This is a genomic window from Staphylococcus sp. HMSC068C09 (genome assembly GCF_001813735.1).
Classification (GTDB): Bacteria; Bacillota; Bacilli; order Staphylococcales; family Staphylococcaceae; genus Staphylococcus; species Staphylococcus hominis.
Genome location: NZ_KV813753.1, coordinates 16,556 through 38,415, shown reverse-complemented (window position 1 = coordinate 38,415; position 21,860 = coordinate 16,556). Strand labels below are relative to the sequence as shown.

Here is a 21,860-nt window from a genome sequence, read left to right as displayed (position 1 = left end):
GATAAAAAAATCAATAAAATTATTAATTCTTCTTTATTTATAACCATCAACTAACTATATCATAATTTTTTTGCATATAAAAGTTATATAATTCTGATGTCACTTGGCTTGAACATCTTTATAAACCTTTCGACTTGTTCCATTTCTTTTTGTAAAAATCCTAAAGATTGAGTTTGTTGTTGCATTTCATTAAATAAAACTACTTCTAAATCGTTATGTGTAGTCTGATCTATTAAAAATGATTTAATATCTTCTAATTGATTGACGTTTCTAATCACTATTTGTTTGGCTTGAGATAATTTGTTATTTTCAAAGTCGTTAATTGTATCCATATTTTGAATGATAATTTGTCTCTTTTGATTTCGTTCTTCAAATTTGCCATGAACGACTAGAATATCATTTTGTTGTTGACTCATTGTCTCATATTGTTTGTACTTATCTGGAAACAAAACACCATCAATAGTGGTTCTACCATCATCTAGAACTAAGAACGCCATATGTTGTCCAGTTTTTGTTCTTATTTGCTTAAATTGATTAACCTGAACAAGTATAGGTTGATAATCTAAACTATTCTTAATCGTAAAAATACCTAAATATTGTTTGATATAAAATAATTTTTCAACTGGATGGTTAGAAATATAAAATCCTAAGTATTCTTTTTCATAATCACTAATGATTTGATCACTGAATTCCTCTTTATCTTCATAGGCTTGCTTCGGTGTTAACATATTAAATAAAAATTCATCTTGTTCAACATTCGAAACTTGATCAATAACTTCGTCAATTGTAGATAATAGTGTTGATCTAGTTTTACCAAATGAATCAAATGCGCCCACACATATTAATGCTTCTAATAATTTTCTAGTTTTAATTCTTTTAGGAATTCTTCTGGTGAAATCAAAAAAGTCTTTATACAATCCATTTTCAATTCGTTCGTCTACTATAGATTTGACGCTTTGATATCCGACACCTTTTATTGCGCCCAACGATAAATAAATATTTTTTTCTGTCGCTTTGTAAAACCAATGACTTTTATTAATATCTGGAGGTAAAATATTTAAACTTTGAGTTTTAGCTTCTTCTATTATTATTGCCGTTTTTGTTTCATTACCTATAACATTACTAAGAATATTCGCGTAGAAATAATTAGGATAATGCACTTTTAAATAAGCCATGATATACGCAATTTTAGAATAACTCACCGCATGAGCTCTAGGAAAACCATAATCCGCAAATTTTAATATTAGTTCGAAAATACGTTCACTAATTGATGCATCATAATTATTACTTACAGCCCCTTCAATAAAGTGTTGACGTTCACTTTCTAGGATAGCTCTATTTTTTTTACTCATTGCACGTCTTAATATATCTGCTTGACCATAACTAAAATTAGCGAATTGACTAGCAATTTGCATGATTTGTTCTTGATAAATAATGACGCCATATGTCTTCTTTAAAATAGGCTCCAAATCAGGATGTAAGTATTTAATGTCACTTTGACGATGTCTTCTTGATATGTATGTAGGTATTTCTTGCATTGGACCGGGTCTATACAATGATGTTACAGCAACGATATCTTCAAAGTGTTCAGGCTGTAATTCCATCAATACTTTTCTAACACCTTCTGATTCTAATTGAAATATACCTGTAGTGTTTCCTAGAGACAATAATTTAAATACTTTTTGATCATTAAAAGGGATTCGTTCTATATCGATATCAATATTTAAATCTTTTTTTACTTGAGTGATAATTTGATGAATAATTGATAAATTTCTAAGACCAAGAAAATCAATTTTTAATAAACCTAATCGTTCTGCTTCAGTCATTGTCCATTGAGTCAATATACCTGTATCCCCCATTGTTAAAGGAGCAAAATGATACAATGGTTTATCATTAATAATTATTCCTGCAGCATGGGTAGATGTATGACGTGGTAAGCCCTCTAGTTTTTTACTAATTTCAAACCATTTTTCATGACGATAACTTTTATGAACAAATGCTTTAAATTTTTCATTTTGATAGGCTTCTTCTAGTGTAATACCTAATTGATGTGGGATTAAATTCGATATTTCATTTAACGTTTTTTCGTCAAAACCAATAATACGGCCTACATCTCTCGCTACAGCCCTTGCTAATAAGTGACCAAAAGTGACGATGCCCGATACGTGATATTGACCATACTTTTCTTGTACGTACTGAATCACTTTTTCTCTTCTCGTATCCTCAAAATCAATATCAATGTCTGGCATAGTGACACGTTCTGGATTTAAAAAGCGCTCGAATAATAAATCAAATTTAATTGGATCAATAGTCGTGATACCTAATAAGTAACTAACTAAAGATCCTGCAGATGAACCACGTCCAGGTCCAACCATCACATCATGCGTTTTAGCAAAATGTATTAAGTCGCTCACTATCAAAAAATAATCTTCGAATCCCATATTCGTTATTATTGAATATTCATGATGTAATCGGTCAATATATCGCTGATCTTTATCTAATTTAAATTCTTTAAGATTATATTTTAACTTTTCTAAAAGATAGGATTTAGCACTTTGTTGATTGGGTGTTTTAAAGTTAGGCAATAGATTTTGATGGTATTGAATTTCTGCGTTACACTCATCAGCTAAAGCCTTTGTATTAGCTATTATTTTTTCAGACAACTGAAGTTCTTTAATATTTTCACTAGTTGGAAAATATTCATGAGCATCCTTGATATCATTTACTAAATCCAATTTTGTATTGTTTTTTATTGCTTTTAATGCAAGTATTGTATCTGCATCTTCAGGATTTAAATATCTTGCATTATTAAGAAAGACAATTTTATCGTCTGAAAAATCTAATTGACTTGTATGATTTATAAATACTGACTCATTATTCTTTAGTGTTTGAATTAACGATTGATGAGACGCATTAGCATCTTTAAAAACAATAGCAAGATGGTAACTATATTTTTGTAGCCATTTTAGGCGTATCGTAGTCTTTTGTTTCATATTAATTGCAAAAGAAAGTTGATACAGAGCATGGAGACCTTCATTATTCTTTGCGAATAATACGGTTTCAATTGTGCTAATTTCATCAGAAACCATTACAGTCATTCCAAATATTGGCTTAATTCCCTCATTAATACATGCGTCATAAAACTTAGGGAAGCCATATAATACGTTCGTATCCGTAATTGCAAGTGCTTGATATCCATTTGCTTTTGCCTTTGATACGACATCGTTAATTTTTAAACTTGAATATAATAAATCATATGTTGAATGAATATTCAAATGTACAAACATGTATGACTTCCTTTCGTAATTTATAGTTTTTGGCGCAAGGCTTCACCTAAAATCTCAAATTGTTCCCAATTTTCAACAGAGACTCCAGATGCATTTGGATGTCCTCCACCGCCAAATTGATTAGCTATATCATTGATAGTAATTCCTTTAGAACGTAATCGACATCTAATTTGATCACCTTCATCAACACCAAACATCCATATTTTTAGACCTTTGATATCGGCTACAGTGTTAACAAACTGAGATGCTTCGTTAGGTGCAATTTGAAATCTGTTTAGGACATCTTTAGTAATCTTTATTTGACAATATTGATGATTTTCACTTAATTGGAAATTTTGCAAAATATAACCTTGAAATGGCATAAGTTTTGGATCTTTCTCACCCAATTGATTTAATACCTCATTATGATTAAATGGAAATTCTAGCAAACGACTAGCAACATTCATAGTATGTGGTGTGGTATTACTAAATAAAAAACGACCTGTATCTCCGACAATTCCTAAATATAGAACACGTGCGACAGATTCATCGATAATATTAATATCATTAAAATGTGTAATAAAATCAAAAATAATTTCACTGGTTGAACTTGCATTGGTATCGACATAATTTATTCTGCCATATTGATCAGTAGCAGGATGGTGATCAATTTTAATTAAATCTTTGCCTTGATTAAATCTCTGATCATCAATACGAGGTGCATTTGCTGTGTCACAAACAATCACTAGAGCGTTTTGATACATATCATCTCTAACTCTGTCTAAGTCCCCTATAAATGCTAAAGAAGATTCTGGTTGTCCAACTGCATAAATAGACTTTTCTGGAAATTTACGTTGCAAATAATATTTTAAGCCTAACTGTGAACCATATGCATCTGGATCAGGTCGAACGTGTCTATGAATAATAACAGTTTCATATTTATCAATTTCATTCATTATTTTATTAAAAATTTCTACCATTTCTTTTCTCCTTTAATTTCAAAAACTATTTTAAATATCTTCAAACATTTGACATATGATCATTGCATTTGCAACTTTCTCATTTTTGCAAGTCATAGTGACCTCTAATTTAGCAAAATTTCTTCCTACATCTAACATGTTATACTTTACATCAAGCGTACTTTCAATTGCGACATTTTTAATATAAATAATATTCAAGCTTTCAATCATAACATCTACTTTTTTATACTTACGCAATTCATGTTTAATTGTTTCTTCAATAATTGCGACACATATTGCTTTACTCAACGTACCATATTGGTTGGTTAAAACTGGTGAAATTTTAACAGACGTCTCATTATGATTTATTGAGATGTGTTTGGCAATTTGATCGATAATGGTTTCTCCAATTTGAGGTTGTCTTCCAATTAATTGCATTGCTTTTAACACATCATTTCGTGTAATAACACCTATTGCTTTTTTATTTCTTGTTGTGACAGGTAAAATTTCAATTCCTTCCCAAATCATTATATGAGCACAACTCGCTACTGTAGTTGTTAATTCAACATTGATAGGTCGTCTTGTCATGACTTTATTAATCCTATCATCTTCATTCATGTGAATAATTTCTTTACTCGTTACAATTCCCACAAGTTTCCAATCTTTATTTACTACTGGAAAACGAGAATGTCCTGTGACTTTTGCACGAGAAATATAGTCGTCTAAACCCATATCATCGAACACTACCGTCATATCATTGATAGGTTTTACGATATCTTCAACAATAAGTATTTCTTTTCTTATCATTTGATTATACATGGCTCTATTAATGATATTAGCTACTAAAAATGTATCATAATTTGAAGAAATAATAGGTAGTTCTTGTTTATTTGCATAATCAATAATATTTTGAGCTGTACTAAATCCACCGGTAATAAGTATACCGCTTCCTCTTTTTAATGCTTCCATCTGAACTTCAGGACGGTTACCTACAATTAATAACGTTTGATTTCCAATATACTTTACTACATCTTTTAGTTCCATAGCTCCTATTGCAAATTTACTAACAGTTTTATTTAAACCACTTTTGCCACTTATGATGTCACCTTCAATAATATTCACAATTTCTTGAAAAGTAAGATGTTCAATTTGTTCACGACTCTTTTTATCTATCCGAACCGTACCTACTCTATCGATGGTAGTTACAAAGCCAAGTTGACTAGCATCTTTAATTGCTCTATAAGCAGTCCCTTCAGAAACATTCATTACTTTGGCTATTTTTCTAACTGAAATTTTTTGTCCTATATTTAATGATTCTATATAGGATACAATTTGTTCATGTTTAGTCATTTTCAACCCTCTTCATTTTTAGACAATGTCTAATATATTATAACTTTTTTATTTATAAAAATCGATTTGAAGGCGACAAAAGTATCAAAAACTGATATATCGGTATCATTTTGTTTTTAATGTATATAAATGAAGTTAATTTAAATAATAAAAATATAAATTTGATGGAAATATTAAATCACTAATTATATAATTAAATATAAGGAGGGATGACCTATGTATAAAAACATATTACTAGGTGTAGATACTCAATTAAAAAATGACAAAGCATTGAAAGAAATTTCAAAATTAGCTGGCCCAGATACCGTTGTTACAATCATGAATGCGATTGGTGAACAAGACATCCAAGCCTCTATTAAAGGAGGTACTCACATCGAACAATTGACACATCGTCGTGATCAAGGTCTTGAACACACACGTCATACTTTAGATGATTATGGTATTAATTATGATCAAATTATCGTTCGTGGAAATCCAAAAGACGAATTAGTGAAACATGCAAATAGTGGTAAATATGACATTGTCGTATTAAGTAACCGTAAAGCTGAACAACAAAAGAAATTTGTTTTAGGTAGTGTTAGTCATAAAGTTGCTAAACGTGCTACTATCCCTGTTTTAATAGTTAAATAATTTTAATCTTATAAAAAAAGACGGTAAATGCTATATTTGCCGTCTTTTCTATATATCGTTAAAATGTCACTTCATCACCAGGTTGTAAAATTTGTACTTCTCCTTGAGATACTGCTTCTTTAAATTTCTCTGGATCTTGTTCAATTAATGGGAATGTATTGTAATGAATAGGCACTGAAATTTTAGGTTTAATGAATTCATTTATTGCATAACTTGCATCTTCAATACCCATAGTAAAATTATCACCAATAGGAATAAAACATACATCTACCGGATGACGTTCAGCAATTAATTTCATATCGCTAAATAAACCAGTATCTCCTGCATGGTAAATCGTTTTACCTTCTGCTTCAATGATAACACCCATTGGCATACCCAAATAAATAGGTATTCCATCTTCATTAGTATAACTTGAACTGTGGAAGGCTTGAACAAATTTTACTGTACCGAAATCAAATTTGTATTTACCTCCAATATTCATACCATGTGCATGTTCAATTCCATGATACGTTGTTAAATAGCCTTGGACTTCTGCAGAACCAATCACTGTAGCATGATTACGATTAGCTAATTCAACTACATCACCAAAATGATCACCATGTCCATGCGTTAAAATAATATAATCCACATCTAATGTCTGCTCATCTAAATCACTTTTATCATTACCAGAAATAAATGGATCAACAATTACTTTTTTACCATTACTTTCAAAATAAATCGTTGACTGTCCATGAAATGAAAGTTTCATATATAGAACCTCCTATATTTTAATATTATTATTATACCCTGATAATTATATTTATAACTTGAAACACTTTGAATTCATTTCTATTTAGACGTAAAATTAAATTGATTAAACTATAGGAGGATACGTATTATGATTAAAACAGATGAAATTATTGCAACATTAAAAGAAAAAAATGCTGATGCAGCATGGATTACTACTCCACTTAATATATTCTACTTTACAGGTTATAGAAGTGAACCTCATGAAAGATTGTTTGCATTACTTATAACTTCAAATGGTGAATGCACATTATATTGTCCTAAAATGGAAGTTGAAGAAGTTAAGCATTCACCTTTTAATGGAAATATTGTTGGCTATTTAGATACTGAGAGTCCTTTCGATTTAGCACCCCATAGATTTAATACTTTATTAATTGAAAGTGAACACCTCACTGTTAAACGTCAAAGAGAACTTACGAATAACTTTAACGTTAAAGCGTATGAAGATATCGATTTAACTATTAAAAAGCTAAGAAATATTAAAGATGAAAATGAAGTTAAAAATATAAAAAAAGCAGCTGAACTTGCAGATAAATGTATAGATATTGGTGTTTCATTTTTATCTGAAGGCGTAACTGAAAGAGAAGTTGTAAATCATATTGAAAATGAAATTAAAAAATATGGTGTCAGTGAAATGAGTTTCGATACAATGGTACTATTTGGTGACCATGCTGCATCTCCACATGGTACACCTGGAGATCGAACATTAGTTAAGAATGAATATGTACTATTTGATTTAGGTGTAGTCTATAATCATTATTGTAGTGACATGACAAGAACTGTAAAATTTGGTGAACCAAGTAAAGAAGCAAGAACAATTTATGATATTGTATTAAAAGCTGAACAAAGTGCTATTGAAGCAATTAAACCAGGTATCCCTTTACAAAATATTGATAAAATTGCTAGAGACATTATTTCAGAAGCGGGTTACGGTGATTTCTTCCCTCATCGATTGGGACATGGACTCGGCTTAGAAGAACATGAATATCAAGATGTATCAAGTACAAATACAAATTTACTTGAAGCAGGTATGGTGATTACAATTGAACCTGGCATTTATGTGCCTAATGTCGCTGGCGTCCGAATTGAAGATGATATTTTAGTCACTGATACTGGGTTTGAAGTACTTACACATTATAATAAGTAATTTAAAAGTTAAATCTCTCTTTTATATCAAAAAAGCGGAATAGACACTCATAAAGAATGCTATTCCGCTTTTTATTGAATTAATTTAGATTATTCTTTTAATGCATCTTCAATAGATGTATAAGTTAAATCAAAGGCTTCTGCAACACCTTTATTAGTTACATAACCTTTATACGTATTTAAACCTAATGAAAGAGGCTCATTTGCTTTAAATGCCTCTTTATAACCTTTATTAGCAAGTAACTGTGCATAAGGTAAAGTAGCATTATTAAGAGCAATAGTAGACGTACGTGGAACTGCGCCAGGCATATTCGCTACTGCATAATGTACAACACCATGTTTAACATAAGTTGGATCATCATGTGTCGTGATTTTATCAGTAGTTTCAAAGATACCACCTTGGTCAATAGCAATGTCGACTACTACTGAACCGTCTTTCATTTGTTTAATCATATCTTCAGTAACTAAACTTGGTGCTTTCGCTCCAGGAATTAATACTGCACCAATAACTAAGTCACTTTCTTTAACTGCATTTTCAATATTAAGTGGGTTAGACATTATTGTATTAACACGACCGTCAAACAAATCTTCTAATTCCGCTAAACGTTTAGGATTTACATCTAAAATAGTTACATCTGCACCTAATCCTAAAGCAATTTTAGCAGCATTTGTACCTGCTTGTCCGCCACCAATAATGGTAACTTTGCCTTTTGGTACACCTGGCACGCCACCAAGTAGAATACCCATTCCACCGTTAATTTTTTGTAAGAATTCTGCACCAATTTGAGCTGACATACGTCCTGCAACTTCACTCATTGGTGTTAATAAAGGTAAAGAACGATCTGGTAATTGAACTGTTTCGTAGGCAATACTTACTACTTTATTATCAACTAATGCTTGAGTAAGTTTTTCCTCATTAGCAAGATGCAAGTATGTGAATAAGATAAGACCTTCTCTGAAATATTTATATTCTTCTTCTAATGGTTCTTTTACTTTAATCACCATGTCTACATCCCAAGTTGTTTTTGCATCGTTAACTATTTCTGCACCGGCTTGTTTATAATCTTCGTCTTCAAAATATGAACCAGAACCTGCGTTTGTTTCAACAAGTACTGTATGTCCTTGTTCAACTAATGCATGTATACCACTTGGTGATAAACCTACTCTGTTCTCATTATTTTTTATTTCTTTTGGAATACCGATTTTCATTCCATCCACCTCCACTCCTTATGGTAACGCTAAAGTAATGAAAGCGCAATCATCAAAGGTGCACAACGTCCACATAATTGTTGAATTATAAATATTAAATATTCAGAAATTTATGTTAAAATTGAATTAAGAAAAGTTAAGGGGGACTTAAGATGTTAACTTATAAAAATATTTTAATCGCAGTTGATGGTTCACATGAAGCAGAATGGGCTTTCAACAAAGCTTTAGACGTTGCTAAACGTAATGATGCTCAATTAACTATTGTTAATATTATCGATTCAAGAACTTACTCTTCTTATGAAGTGTACGATGCTCAATTCACAGAAAAATCTAAAGGTTTTTCTGATGAACTTTTAAAAGGCTATAAAGAAGTTGCTTCACGTGCTGGTGTTACAAATGTAGAAACTCGTTTAGAATTTGGCTCACCTAAAGCAATTATACCTAAAAAATTAGCAAATGAATTAGGTGTCGACTTAATAATGTGTGGTACTTCAGGATTAAATGCAGTAGAACGATTTATCGTTGGTTCTGTTTCAGAAGCAATCGTTCGTCATGCACCGTGTGACGTACTTGTCGTGCGTACTGAAGAAATTCCAGATGATTTCCAACCTGAAGTTGCAACTCCTGAATTTAGAAAACAATTTTCTTAATAAAGTAATGTATTTAAATAAAAAGGCCTGAGACATAAGGAATTGTCTCAGGTCTCTTTAATATGTTAGAGATACATCATCAGGGTAGGACAACAAATTCAACATGACTTTTGTCCTATTTCCCTGCTATGTTCTAAAAAAACGATGAGATAAGTTTAATCTCATCGTTTTTTTAATATATCTTATAATTCACCGAATTTTACTGTGTCTCTTGCAATCATGACTTCTTCATTAGTTGGAACAACAATTACTTTAACTGGAGAGTGTGGATAATTTATGAAAGCTTCTTCACCGTGAGTAGATTCATTTTTCTTAGGATCCCAATAAACACCCATAAACTCTAAGCCTTCTAAAATTTTAGCACGTATTGGTGATGAATTTTCACCGACACCTGCTGTGAAGACAATAACATCAACGCCATGCATTCTAGCAGCATAAGAACCAATATATTTGTGAATTCTAGAAGCAAAAATATCTAAAGCAAGTTCAGCTCGTTCATCGCCATTTGCAGCTTCACCTAATAAATCACGTAAATCACTTGAAGTACCAGAGATACCTAATAATCCAGATTCTTTGTTTAAAACTGTTAAAACTTCCTCAGCAGTTTTACCTGTTTTTTCCATAATAAATGGAATTAAAGCTGGATCAATATCTCCTGAACGTGTACCCATTGTTACACCTGCTAATGGAGTGAAGCCCATTGATGTATCGATAGATTTCCCACCATCAATTGCAGCAATTGACGCACCATTACCAATATGACAAGAAATAATACGTAATTCTTCAATAGGTTTTTCTAAAATATCAGCCGCACGTCGTGATACATATTTATGGCTTGTACCATGGAAACCATATTTACGAATACCAAAATCTTCGTAATAGTTATATGGTAAACTATACAAATAAGAACTTTCTGGCATAGTTTGATGGAATGAAGTATCAAAAACTACAACATGTGGAATATTAGGTAATAACTTTCTAAAGGCACGAACTCCCATTAAGTTTGCAGGATTATGTAATGGCGCTAATTCACTTAATGACTCAATTTTTTCTTCTACTTCATCAGTGACTAAAGCAGATTTAGGGAATAATTCTCCACCATGAACAACGCGATGCCCTGTACCAGCAATATCATTAATATCATTAATAATACCATGTTTTTTGAAGCTATCTAACATGATATTAATTGCTTCTTCATGATCTTTAATATCTTTAACTCTTTTTATTTTTTCACCATTTACTTCAATAGTAAATATTGAATCTTTAATACCAATACGCTCAATTAAGCCCTTTGTAACTAATTCTTCTTCAGGCATTCTGATAAGTTGGAACTTTAAAGAAGAACTTCCCGCATTAATCGCTAAAACTAATTTAGACATGATTCATTGTCCTCCAATTTATATATTAAATATCCATATCTATTTAACCACTAATACAGAAGTAATTCAAGAATATCACAGTTTATTTTTGTGAATGATTTGCGTCCATCCATTCATTTAATTCGTTAATAAAACCATGGAATTGATTAGGATTTTTAAAATCCGGAATATTAGCTAATAACACTTCTACAGGCTTAGTTTCATTTGCTTTTTTCTTTTGTAGTATTAAAATTGATTTACGTGCATTTTCATTTTTAAACAATGTTTTAGGAAGGTTTAAAAATGCTTGCATTTCAGTTTCTGTAGTAATAAAATTTTGTAGCTGTTTCACATGTTCATCTTCAAAAATATTACTAGGTACTACTAAAAAAGCATAGCCACTTTGTTTTAAAGCATAGACAGCTTGTTCGATAAGTAAAAAGTGTGAATAACTATGACCTTCTTCAAATCCAAGTTTCATTTCTTTACTACGTCCATCTAAAGGATAATATCCAATAGGAAAATCTCCAATAACAACATCAGCTTCTTCCAATGGTAATGGCATAATTGCATCTTGAGGATACACATCGAATGGTATTTCTAAAAAATTCGCTAGATGCACACTAACTCTCGATAAAACGGGATCTACTTCAATTAAGTGATGCATAACTTCGCTATCTTTTAATACTTCATTCACTGTAGCGCTTAAATGACCTGCTCCACTTGCAATATCAACAATCTGTAATTCTTTATTATTTTCTGTAAATTTTTGTACTAAAAAACCTAAAATCAAACCAATAGAATCTGGTGTAATTTGATGATTTGCTTGAATATTTTCTTCTTGTAATAAGCTCAAGTAAGCAAATTGAAATGCTTTTCGACGATCTTGGAACGTTGCTTGTTCTAACAGTGTACGTTGATTACGATATACATCTTCCATTGCTAAGCCTAAATTTTCTATAAAGCTTTGACCATTTTCTTCATTTAACGACTTAGCTTTATCATCTAAAGTTCGGAATAATCTTTCCATAATAGTTTGTTCTTCTGCCATATTCAATTCCTTTCCAATAAAAAAATGTCCATAATGCAAATGTCTTAAAACGAAATCATTCATTTTAAAATACATATGGACAATATTAGTATTATATCTTTAATTTAATCGTTTAGTAGTGACTTAAATATTACGATATGCTTCTAAAGCAGCCTCGAAATTTGGAAAATCAGTACCTTCTTGAACTAACTCTTTATAAACTACATGATTGTTTTCATCCAATACGAAAACAGAACGCGCTAATAATCTCATTTCTTTCATAACAACACCATAATGTTCACCAAATGATAAATCTTTATGGTCACTTAACGTAATTACATTTTCTAGACCATTTGATGCACACCATCTTTTTTGAGCGAAAGGTAAATCCGCTGAAATTGTAAGTACTACACCATTTTCTTGAGAAGCCTCTTCATTAAATTTGCGAGTTTGTTGATCACATACACCAGTATCAATAGAAGGAACGACACTAATCAATTTCTTTTGCCCTTTAAAATTATCTAAAGTAACTTCATTTAAACTATTATCCAAAACTTTAAAATTAGGAGCCACATCTCCTTTTGAAACCTCAGTTCCTTCTAAATGTATAGGGTTATTTTTAAAAGTAATTTCTGTCATATTATATGACCTCCCATTAGTTATTTAAATTATAGTTTAATGATACGATAGTATTTAAACTTATTTCAATCATTTAAAACGCTAACTATTATTTTAATTTGAAATGATTTGCATAATATAATCAAAGGTATTTTTTAAAATGAGTAAAATGGTGACTATTATAAATACAATTTTGACATATCCTACACCTTTTTTGATTGCAAAATGTGCACCAGTATACGACCCAATCACCATACTGACTGCCATAATTAATCCATATGTTATATTTACTTGGCCAAGAATAATAAATAATGTTAATGCACCAACGTTTGAAGCAAAGTTTAGTACTTTTGCATTTCCAGCTGCACTTAAAAAATCAAATCCAAACATTAATAATACAAATAACATAAATGATCCAGTACCACCGCCTAAAAATCCGTCATAAAATCCAATTAAAAGCAGGAGTGATATAAAGGCAATCGCTTTACTAATAGTAAGTTTAGAAAACGTTCTGACATTACCCCAATCTTTCTTAAAAATGGTGTAAATTAAAACAAGTGTCAATATGACTATAACGAGTGGTTTCAAAACTTCTGATGGTAAGAAAGTTGCTAAACTTGCTCCACCAACTGCAAATATAAATACAAACGGAAATAATCTAAATACTATTTTTTTATCCACATTTCCAGATTTTAAAAATTTGATTGCACTCGTTAAGGAGCCAAACGCACTTGCTAATTTGTTTGTACCTAATGCTAATGATGGCGGCATTCCTATAGCTAAGAGTGCAGGAATTGATATTAAGCCACCGCCACCTACAACAGCATCTATAAATGCTGCCAAGAAACCAAAACTAATAATAATGAAAATAATATGAAAACTTAGTTCTATAACGCCCACCCCTTATTAAATTACTTTAATACTTTCATATTAAAATAATTCATCAATGAGTGCATCAGTACTTTTATCTTTTTCAGTTTTATAATCTTTATTAATCTCTATTGTTTCTACATTGTCTGCTGCTTCTTGAACAAGATCATCAAAGTTAAACACACTTTCATATTTAACAACTTTATCAAAATCTGGTTCAGTTACAGGGTTTTTAGGGGTAAAAATCGTACAGCAATCCTCATAAGGCTGTATTGAAACTTCAAATGTTCCTATTTCTTTTGCTTTTTTTATAATGTCTTCTTTATCTAAAGAAATAAGTGGTCTTAAAATAGGAGTAGATGTAACATCATTGATTGCGTACATGCTCTTTAATGTTTGACTAGCTACTTGACCTAAATTTTCACCATTTACGATGGCGTTCGCTCCAATACGTTCTAAGATAATATCTGTCACTCGTAACATCATGCGTCTAGTAGTAGTCATGGTATATCGTGGATGCACAGACTTATTGATTTGTTTTTGAAGTGCTGTGAAAGGAACAATGTGTAATTTAATGGGTCCTACACGTTCAGATAGTATGCGTGTCAATTCAATCACTTTGTCTTTCGCTTTTTCACTTGTAAATGGTGGACTGTGAAAATGAATAGCTTCTATTTTTACGCCACGTTTCATCATTTCCATACCAGCTACTGGTGAATCAATCCCACCTGATAACTGAAGAAGTGTTTTACCACCTGTACCTGTAGGTAATCCGCCAGCACCATCGATAACTTTAGTATAGATATATACGCCTTCTTTACGTACTTCCACTTTAATATTATGTGTCGGACGTTTAACATCTACTTTTAAATGATCAACTGATTTTAAAATGACGCCACCTAGTTCTCTTTGTAGTTGATACGTATCTAATGAAAATGATTTATCTACACGTTTTACATCAATTTTAAAAGTATCTCCATTTGCAAAGTCTTTAGCTAACGAAACACAAAGTTGTTTTATATCTTCAAGATTTTGTGTTGTTTTAAATACTGGACTAATAGATTTTATGCCAAATATCTTTGTTAAACGATTCATGACTTCATTTACATTTGCTTCCTCAAAAAGCGAGATAAACATGCGATCTCTCTCGCATTTAACTCGTGTACCTTCTAATGAACGTAATGACTGAATCACATTTTCTTTTAATACATTTGTGAATCTTTTTCTATTTGTTCCTTTTAACGTAAGTTCTCCATATCTTACCAAAATATGATCATATTTCATTTATTTCAACAACTCCTTTATTTGAGCATAGATTAATTTAAATTTATCTTTAAATTGTTCGATATCTTTTTCTGTTGTAGTTTCACCCATGGATAAGCGAACGCTTCCCTCTATTCTGTTGTCCTCGATGTCCATTGCTAACAAAACTTCATTTAATTTTTCTCTTTTAGACGAACATGCACTTGTAGTCGACACCATAATATCCAATTTTGAGAACGCATTAACAAGCACTTCTCCTTTTACTCCTGGAAAAGCAATATTTAAAATATGCGGAGCACTATTTTCTGGAGAATTAATATACACTCCTTTATATTGACTTAAACTTTCTCTAATTACTTTATTATAACGTGATAGACGATGATTAAGCTCATTTAAATTTTGAATTGCAATTTCCATTGCTTTCACAAGTGAAACATTCATTGCTAAATTTACAGTGCCACTTCTAATTCCATATTCCTGGCCACCGCCAAATACTGTCGGTTCAATTTTTTCCTTATTATCGATAATTAATATGCCTTGACCTTTTAAACCATTAAATTTATGACCACTAAAACTTACACTATTTACATTCTCTAATTGCATTGGAATTTTCCCTAAAGCCTGTACGCCATCTACGTGAAAATGTGCCTTAGGATATTGTTTTAATAATGATCCAATTTCTTTTATCGGTTGTATTTGTCCCATAACATTATTGACATACATACATGTAACTAAGCCCACATTATCCGTCATTAATTGTTCTAAATGATTAATATCTATTTGACCATTTGGAGTCACATTCACATATTTCAATATAAATCCTTGTGTTTCTAAATAACGCATCACTTCTAATACTGATGGATGTTCTAAGACTGAGGTAATGATTACATTCGCAAACTGTTTTTTTCTTAATGCAATACCTTTGAGTGCAATATTATTAGACTCAGTAGCACCACTTGTGAAAATGATATCAGCATTTTTATTGAGGTTTAACATCTCTTTTACACGCGACTTAGCCTGTAATAATATTTTTTCTGATTGTAAACCCATTTGATGAGGACTATTAGCATTATAATAAGCTTTCTCACTTACTTTTAGAAATGAATCTAAAACCGCTTGGTTCGGTTTTGTTGTGGCAGCATTATCTAAATAAATCATATATAGAACACTCACTTTCATCAATAACATATCTAAAACATATTTTAGATTTCTCGACTTAAAAATAGACACTCAAGCATTATACTATTTTTTTAAAAAAATAAAAGAGAACAACCTAGAAATATGTGGATGTCTAGGTCATTCTCTAACTATAAAAATGTATTATCCTTTAATCACTTCATTTTCAATATGTTTTGTTATACCAGGTTCTACACTTTCAAGTGCTTGCTCTGATACTTCAATTGAGCGCTTATAACGGTTATTTTTAAATAAACGTTCTGCTTCGTTTAAACTTTTATCTACACTATGATGATCTTTACGATATCTGTTTCCATATTGAATTAATCGTTCTGCATAGACTGCATTGACTAATATATCATTCGCTTCATCTTCAAACGTATTCATTTGAATTACGATTTTTGAAACTTTATCTTTAAGTTGTTTAACATGAAGTGGACGTTCGTTAAATTGTTCGCTGACCGCTCTTACTTCATGGTCGATTTCATTTTTCATAATAACAAATCGCTCTGGCACACTTGTTAGGTTTGAAGCAAGAAGTCGACGATAAATCTCTTCTTTTTTCGATTGAATTTTTAATAGATTATCTTCAGCCTCAGCTTCATCTTCTCGAAGTTGAATCAGATGATTTTGTAATTTTTCTTGTTCTTCATTAATCACTTTTACATGTTCATCTAAGTATTCTAAATTATCTTTTACTTCACTGTATCTCACAGCAGATTTAGACATTTCTTTTAAAATATCATCATATACTACAACTAGATTTTGAATTTCATTTTCATGTTGTCTAATACTATGAACATCACTTTCATTAATGAAATAGTTTTCTCGTATATAGTCGATTTCTGTTCTAAGCGTATAGTTCATTTCTCTCGCTTTGAATAATTCATTTGTAATATCTTCTTTTGTTTCTTCAACTTCATTTTTAGCTTTTACTTCATGCTCAATTAAATCATACATTTCATCAAGCTTATCATTAATTTGTTGCAATTTATCATTAGCTTCCTGTAATTCAAGACGACTAATCATAGGTTCTACAAAATTTAATTCAGTTTTTAAGCTTTGTAATGTTCCATCAATTTTTACATGATCCAAGTCATAACCATTTACTTTTAAATCTCTACAACCATATTTTAAATCTTGGAATTGTCCTGGTAACTCTTTTTGAGTTTCTCTAATTAAATCTGGAATTTCATCCATGTATCCTTTTGTTTCATTAATAGAGTCATTTAATCCATTAATATGATTATGAGCTTGTACATAGTTACCTTCTTCTTTCAGCATGTCATACTGATCAAGTTCTGGTTCAAAAGCCTCAATACGTTTTTCAAGAGGAGCTGCCGCTTCTCCAAATTGATGTCTATTTGCTAAAACATCTCTTTTCATTTCACGATACTCTGTTTTACATTTTTCATAGATTGCTTCGTTATCTTTATGTAGAGAAAGAATTTCATTTACTTCATCTACTTGTGACTGATAACCAGCTTCATATCTATCCATTAATTCATGAGCGTCATCAATTTCAGTTTGAGCTCCTGCAAATTGGAATTTATCAAGTTGAAGCTCAGCGTCATGAATTTTTTCTTCTACTGGTGCTAAATAGTTATTAGTGTGATCTAATGTATCTTGTTTTAACGCGTCGTATTTTGTTCTCGTTTCACCTTTAAGGTTTAAAGCTGATAACTTTTCTAAATTATCTTCAAAAGGTAACTGTTGAACTTTTAATTTACGTTCTTCTGCTTGCTCAACCATTTTACGTTTGTTAGAACGTAAATAAAACATAATACCGACAGCAATCAATATAATAATAATAATTGCTAATATAATGTATAAAACCATCTCATTCTCCTCCTATATTATCATTATTATAACGTATCTTATCCCGTCATTAAAATAAAATTCAAAGAATTGATTGAAAAAATTTTTACATTTATACTAATAATCAAAATATTACATAGAGAGGTTTTTATATGACGACAATTAAAGAAACAAATTACAACTTATTAGGTAAACAACTTGCAAGTCTTATTGAAGATGAAACAAATCTAATTGCAATTTTAAGTAATACTTCAGCTTTACTCAATGACAACTTAGATCAAATCAATTGGGTAGGATTTTATTTAATTGAAAATAATGAACTTATTTTAGGTCCTTTCCAAGGGCATCCTGCTTGCGTGCATATCTCTATAGGAAAAGGTGTATGTGGAACTGCTGTTGCAAATAACCAAACACAACTTGTCGATGATGTAAATACATTTCCTGGTCACATCGCTTGCGATGCTAATAGTAAATCTGAAATTGTCGTTCCAATTCATGTTGATAATGAAATAATCGGCGTGTTAGATATAGATGCGCCTATTACACAACGATTTAGTAAAGGCGATCAACAAGGACTTGAAGAGATAGTTTCTATCTTAGAACACCAATTATCAAAATAATAAATTTAAATGATTCCTTGACACTTTAAAAAATAATGGTACAATGAATTTTGTGTGAATTAACGAAAATAGCAGTTGTATATTATTAAGCTCTATGTTGTTCCCGATGTGGACGTGTCATGTAACTGTAGCTATAAGGTGAAGACACATAAAACAATATATCTTAATGAGCATACAACACTCTTTTTTGTTTATTCATTCCAACAAAAAAGAAAAAGGAGGAGTCTTATTATGGCTCGTTTCAGAGGTTCTAACTGGAAAAAATCTCGTCGTTTAGGTATCTCATTAAGTGGTACTGGTAAAGAATTAGAAAAACGTCCTTACGCACCAGGACAACATGGTCCAAATCAACGTAAAAAATTATCAGAATATGGTTTACAATTACGTGAAAAACAAAAATTACGTTATTTATATGGAATGACTGAAAGACAATTCCGTAACACATTTGATATTGCTGGTAAACAACACGGTGTACACGGTGAAAACTTCATGATTTTATTAGCTAGCCGTTTAGATGCAGTAGTTTACTCATTAGGTTTAGCACGTACACGTCGTCAAGCTCGTCAATTAGTTGGCCATGGTCACATTGAAGTTGATGGTAAACGTGTTGACATCCCATCATACACTTTAAAACCTGGTCAAGTTATCTCAGTTCGTGAAAAATCACAAAACTTAGATATCATTAAAGAATCTGTTGAAATCAACAATTTCGTACCAGAATATTTAGATTTCGATGCTGACAGCTTAAAAGGTACTTTCGTTCGCTTACCAGAACGTAGTGAATTACCAGCTGAAATTAATGAACAATTAATCGTTGAGTACTACTCAAGATAAGTTGATTAATATTCTACCACCCTTTCCATTTTGGTCAGGGTGGTTTTTTATTTATAATTTAAATATATCATCTGGTATATCTGAGATAATTCCATCTACTCCTAAATGAATCAATTTTTTCACATCTTTCATGTTATTTACTGTATAAGGTATTACTTTAAGATGATGTTCATGAGCACGCTTGATAAATTTTTTATTTATTAATTTATAGTTAGGATTTATAAATTGTGCAAAAGAAGCTATATTTTCAAAATCAGGTTGTTTGTACCAGTATTGCTTTTTACTTATTAAAACACCCAGTGCATATTTCTTTGTGTATTCAGACATTCTTTTAACACTTTCCACATCAAATGACTGAATAATGACTCTATGAGAGGGAATTTGAAATTTATCGAGTTCCTCAAGTAACGCTTTTTCAATGCCAGGATACTGTTCTGGTTTTTTTATTTCAATAAGTAATGTTTTAGAGTAATTTTTAAATAAAGAAAGTACTTCGCTAAAAGTAGAAATACGAGTATTTTTAAAAGTTTCACCATGTCTGATTCCAAAATCAAATTGTTTTAATTCTTCTAAAGTAAAATCTTTTACTTTACCCTTTTGATTCGATGTGCGGTCAATGGAATCGTCATGAATGACTACTAATTGTTTATCTTTTGTAAAATGTACATCAATTTCTAACATATCAATATGTTGCATAAGGGCTGCTTTAAAACCTTCTACCGTATTTTCAGGATATTTCTGCGATAATCCACGGTGTGCAACGATTTGAAATGATGTATTAGGCTTTTGTATTTTCATTTTTAAATACCATCCTTTAAATTAATTATATGTTCAACTACACTTAAATTACCATAATGATATAGGAGGTCAATAATAATGGTTAAACACGATTTTGTAGTTCATACGTCATGGCGTGGAGGTCGTGAAGAAATCGGTAAAGTTAATGGCGATGTAATTTCTGAGCAAATTTCTATTCCCTCTTCACTTGGTGGTAATGGAACTGGGACAAATCCCGATGAAATGTTAGTTGCAGCAGCCTCATCATGTTATATTATCTCTTTAGCTGCTACACTTGAAAGAGCTAAATTTACTAATATTCATTTAGAAATTAAGTCAATTGGAAGCGCAGTGTTTGAAAATGGAAAATTTAAAATGGAAAAAATCACTCATTATCCAACAATATCTCTTACAGAAGAAGAAAAAACGCATCTTAATAAACGACTTCCTAAACTATTAGATATTGCTGATCATCATTGTATGATATCTAACTCAATTCGAAACAACGTTAAAATAGAAATTCAAGCAACCATTCAAGATTAGAACTAAAAGCGGTCGATTTAACTGCCGCTTTTTATTTTAGACTTTTAAATTTTCAGAATATTTGGTAAAATTAAAAAATCTTATATCAGGAGGAAGATTTACGATGTATTATTATGAACCCTTATTATTAACACCTGGACCAACCCCTGTACCTGATGAAATCACACATGCACTTAATTTATCAATGGTAGGCCATCGTTCTTCAGATTTTGAAGCTATCGCAGAAGAAGCATTTAATCATTTAAAACCTATTTTTGGAACTAAAAATAAAGTAATGATTCTTACTTCAAGTGGTACTAGCGTCTTAGAAGCTAGTATGTTAAATATAGTCAATCCCGAGGATCATTTTGTAGTCATTGTATCAGGTGCATTTGGCAATCGTTTTAAACAAATTGCTGAAACATATTATAAGAATGTACATGTTTATGATGTTGAATGGGGAAAAGCGGTCGACATTGAAGCATTTGAAACATATTTACATTCACTTAAACATGATATTACTGCTGTATTCACCCAATTTTGCGAGACTTCTACTGCTGTACTTCACCCTATACACAAATTAGGAAAAGTGATTAAAGCATTCAATCAAGACATTTACTTCGTTGTCGATGGCGTAAGTTGTATTGGTGCCGTTGATGTCGATTTAGAAAGAGACAATATTGATGTACTCGTGTCAGGTAGCCAGAAAGCTTTAATGTTACCGCCTGGCCTATCTTTTGTTGCTTATAATCATCGTGCACAAGAGCGATTTAAAGCAGTTAAAACACCACGTTTTTATTTAAATTTAAATAAGTACTTTGATTCTATTGAACAAAATTCTACTCCATTCACACCAAATGTTGGATTATTTAGAGCGGTTAACGCTTATGCTGCACTTATTAAAAAAGAAGGATTTAACAATACCATTCACAGACATTACTTGATTAGAGATGGTTTAAGAGAAAGTTTAAAAGCATT

At 31.1% G+C, this 21,860-nt stretch carries 20 protein-coding genes; 7 read left to right on the top strand and 13 right to left on the bottom strand.

Going from position 1 to position 21,860, the window contains the following annotated elements:
• Window positions 1-83: 83 nt before the first annotated feature.
• From HMPREF2930_RS02620 to HMPREF2930_RS02610, 3 genes are read right to left on the bottom strand one after another with little or no spacing between them, the layout of a single operon-like run.
• Window positions 84-3,287 carry a DNA polymerase III subunit alpha gene (locus HMPREF2930_RS02620; RefSeq protein WP_070597231.1) on the bottom strand — a complete coding sequence of 1,068 codons (3,204 nt, stop codon included), beginning with the start codon at window positions 3,285-3,287 and terminating at the stop codon, window positions 84-86.
• Between the two features lie 20 nt (window positions 3,288-3,307).
• Window positions 3,308-4,246, bottom strand: a complete 939-nt coding sequence (locus tag HMPREF2930_RS02615; protein WP_017176120.1) for a DHH family phosphoesterase — start codon at window positions 4,244-4,246, stop codon at window positions 3,308-3,310.
• Between the two features lie 30 nt (window positions 4,247-4,276).
• On the bottom strand, window positions 4,277-5,575 hold the full coding sequence (locus tag HMPREF2930_RS02610) for a DRTGG domain-containing protein (protein WP_017176119.1): 1,299 nt from the start codon (window positions 5,573-5,575) through the stop codon (window positions 4,277-4,279).
• A 216-nt stretch (window positions 5,576-5,791) separates the two neighbouring features.
• Between HMPREF2930_RS02610 and HMPREF2930_RS02605 the strand changes: the two genes are divergently transcribed.
• Window positions 5,792-6,205: a universal stress protein gene (locus HMPREF2930_RS02605; RefSeq protein WP_017176118.1), complete on the top strand. Its 414-nt coding sequence runs from the start codon at window positions 5,792-5,794 to the stop codon at window positions 6,203-6,205.
• Window positions 6,206-6,263: 58 nt separating this feature from the next.
• On the opposite strand, the gene HMPREF2930_RS02600 is transcribed toward HMPREF2930_RS02605, so the two are convergent.
• Window positions 6,264-6,953: a metal-dependent hydrolase gene (locus HMPREF2930_RS02600; RefSeq protein ID WP_002448970.1), complete on the bottom strand. Its 690-nt coding sequence runs from the start codon at window positions 6,951-6,953 to the stop codon at window positions 6,264-6,266.
• A gap of 129 nt (window positions 6,954-7,082) precedes the next feature.
• Here HMPREF2930_RS02600 and HMPREF2930_RS02595 point away from each other — a divergent pair, with 129 nt between their 5' ends.
• Window positions 7,083-8,138 carry a M24 family metallopeptidase gene (locus HMPREF2930_RS02595; protein ID WP_017176117.1) on the top strand — a complete coding sequence of 352 codons (1,056 nt, stop codon included), beginning with the start codon at window positions 7,083-7,085 and terminating at the stop codon, window positions 8,136-8,138.
• Window positions 8,139-8,227: 89 nt separating this feature from the next.
• Here the strand turns inward: HMPREF2930_RS02595 and ald are convergent, their stop codons facing one another.
• The gene (gene ald, locus HMPREF2930_RS02590) at window positions 8,228-9,346 is read right to left on the bottom strand and encodes an alanine dehydrogenase (protein WP_017176116.1); all 1,119 of its coding nucleotides are present in this window, start codon (window positions 9,344-9,346) and stop codon (window positions 8,228-8,230) included.
• 152 nt (window positions 9,347-9,498) lie between these two features.
• Between ald and HMPREF2930_RS02585 the strand changes: the two genes are divergently transcribed.
• Window positions 9,499-9,996, top strand: coding sequence for a universal stress protein (locus tag HMPREF2930_RS02585; RefSeq protein WP_002448964.1), 498 nt, complete (start codon window positions 9,499-9,501; stop codon window positions 9,994-9,996).
• A 182-nt stretch (window positions 9,997-10,178) separates the two neighbouring features.
• On the opposite strand, the gene HMPREF2930_RS02580 is transcribed toward HMPREF2930_RS02585, so the two are convergent.
• From HMPREF2930_RS02580 to ezrA, 7 genes are all read right to left on the bottom strand, one after another.
• Window positions 10,179-11,375 carry an acetate kinase gene (locus tag HMPREF2930_RS02580; protein ID WP_017176115.1) on the bottom strand — a complete coding sequence of 399 codons (1,197 nt, stop codon included), beginning with the start codon at window positions 11,373-11,375 and terminating at the stop codon, window positions 10,179-10,181.
• A gap of 82 nt (window positions 11,376-11,457) precedes the next feature.
• Window positions 11,458-12,405: a class I SAM-dependent methyltransferase gene (locus HMPREF2930_RS02575; RefSeq protein WP_002487979.1), complete on the bottom strand. Its 948-nt coding sequence runs from the start codon at window positions 12,403-12,405 to the stop codon at window positions 11,458-11,460.
• A gap of 123 nt (window positions 12,406-12,528) precedes the next feature.
• The gene (gene tpx, locus HMPREF2930_RS02570) at window positions 12,529-13,023 is read right to left on the bottom strand and encodes a thiol peroxidase (RefSeq protein WP_002448307.1); all 495 of its coding nucleotides are present in this window, start codon (window positions 13,021-13,023) and stop codon (window positions 12,529-12,531) included.
• A 93-nt stretch (window positions 13,024-13,116) separates the two neighbouring features.
• Window positions 13,117-13,902, bottom strand: a complete 786-nt coding sequence (locus HMPREF2930_RS02565; protein WP_017176114.1) for a sulfite exporter TauE/SafE family protein — start codon at window positions 13,900-13,902, stop codon at window positions 13,117-13,119.
• 30 nt (window positions 13,903-13,932) lie between these two features.
• Window positions 13,933-15,156, bottom strand: coding sequence for a tRNA uracil 4-sulfurtransferase ThiI (gene thiI, locus HMPREF2930_RS02560; RefSeq protein WP_017176113.1), 1,224 nt, complete (start codon window positions 15,154-15,156; stop codon window positions 13,933-13,935).
• Entirely contained in the window at window positions 15,157-16,293 is a 1,137-nt protein-coding gene (locus HMPREF2930_RS02555) for a cysteine desulfurase family protein (protein WP_017176112.1), read from the bottom strand.
• 162 nt (window positions 16,294-16,455) lie between these two features.
• On the bottom strand, window positions 16,456-18,150 hold the full coding sequence (gene ezrA / locus HMPREF2930_RS02550) for a septation ring formation regulator EzrA (RefSeq protein ID WP_017176111.1): 1,695 nt from the start codon (window positions 18,148-18,150) through the stop codon (window positions 16,456-16,458).
• 131 nt (window positions 18,151-18,281) lie between these two features.
• Between ezrA and HMPREF2930_RS02545 the strand changes: the two genes are divergently transcribed.
• The gene (locus HMPREF2930_RS02545) at window positions 18,282-18,749 is read left to right on the top strand and encodes a GAF domain-containing protein (protein WP_017176110.1); all 468 of its coding nucleotides are present in this window, start codon (window positions 18,282-18,284) and stop codon (window positions 18,747-18,749) included.
• Between the two features lie 231 nt (window positions 18,750-18,980).
• On the top strand, window positions 18,981-19,583 hold the full coding sequence (rpsD, locus tag HMPREF2930_RS02540) for a 30S ribosomal protein S4 (RefSeq protein ID WP_017176109.1): 603 nt from the start codon (window positions 18,981-18,983) through the stop codon (window positions 19,581-19,583).
• 51 nt (window positions 19,584-19,634) lie between these two features.
• Here the strand turns inward: rpsD and HMPREF2930_RS02535 are convergent, their stop codons facing one another.
• On the bottom strand, window positions 19,635-20,381 hold the full coding sequence (locus tag HMPREF2930_RS02535) for a glycerophosphodiester phosphodiesterase (RefSeq protein ID WP_017176108.1): 747 nt from the start codon (window positions 20,379-20,381) through the stop codon (window positions 19,635-19,637).
• A 78-nt stretch (window positions 20,382-20,459) separates the two neighbouring features.
• Between HMPREF2930_RS02535 and HMPREF2930_RS02530 the strand changes: the two genes are divergently transcribed.
• Together HMPREF2930_RS02530 and HMPREF2930_RS02525 are read left to right on the top strand one after the other, a co-directional pair.
• Complete coding sequence (locus tag HMPREF2930_RS02530) at window positions 20,460-20,903, top strand: OsmC family protein (protein WP_017176107.1); 444 nt, start codon at window positions 20,460-20,462, stop codon at window positions 20,901-20,903.
• Window positions 20,904-21,006: 103 nt separating this feature from the next.
• A partial coding sequence (locus tag HMPREF2930_RS02525) for a pyridoxal-phosphate-dependent aminotransferase family protein (RefSeq protein ID WP_070597229.1) occupies window positions 21,007-21,860 on the top strand: 854 nt, incomplete at its 3' end.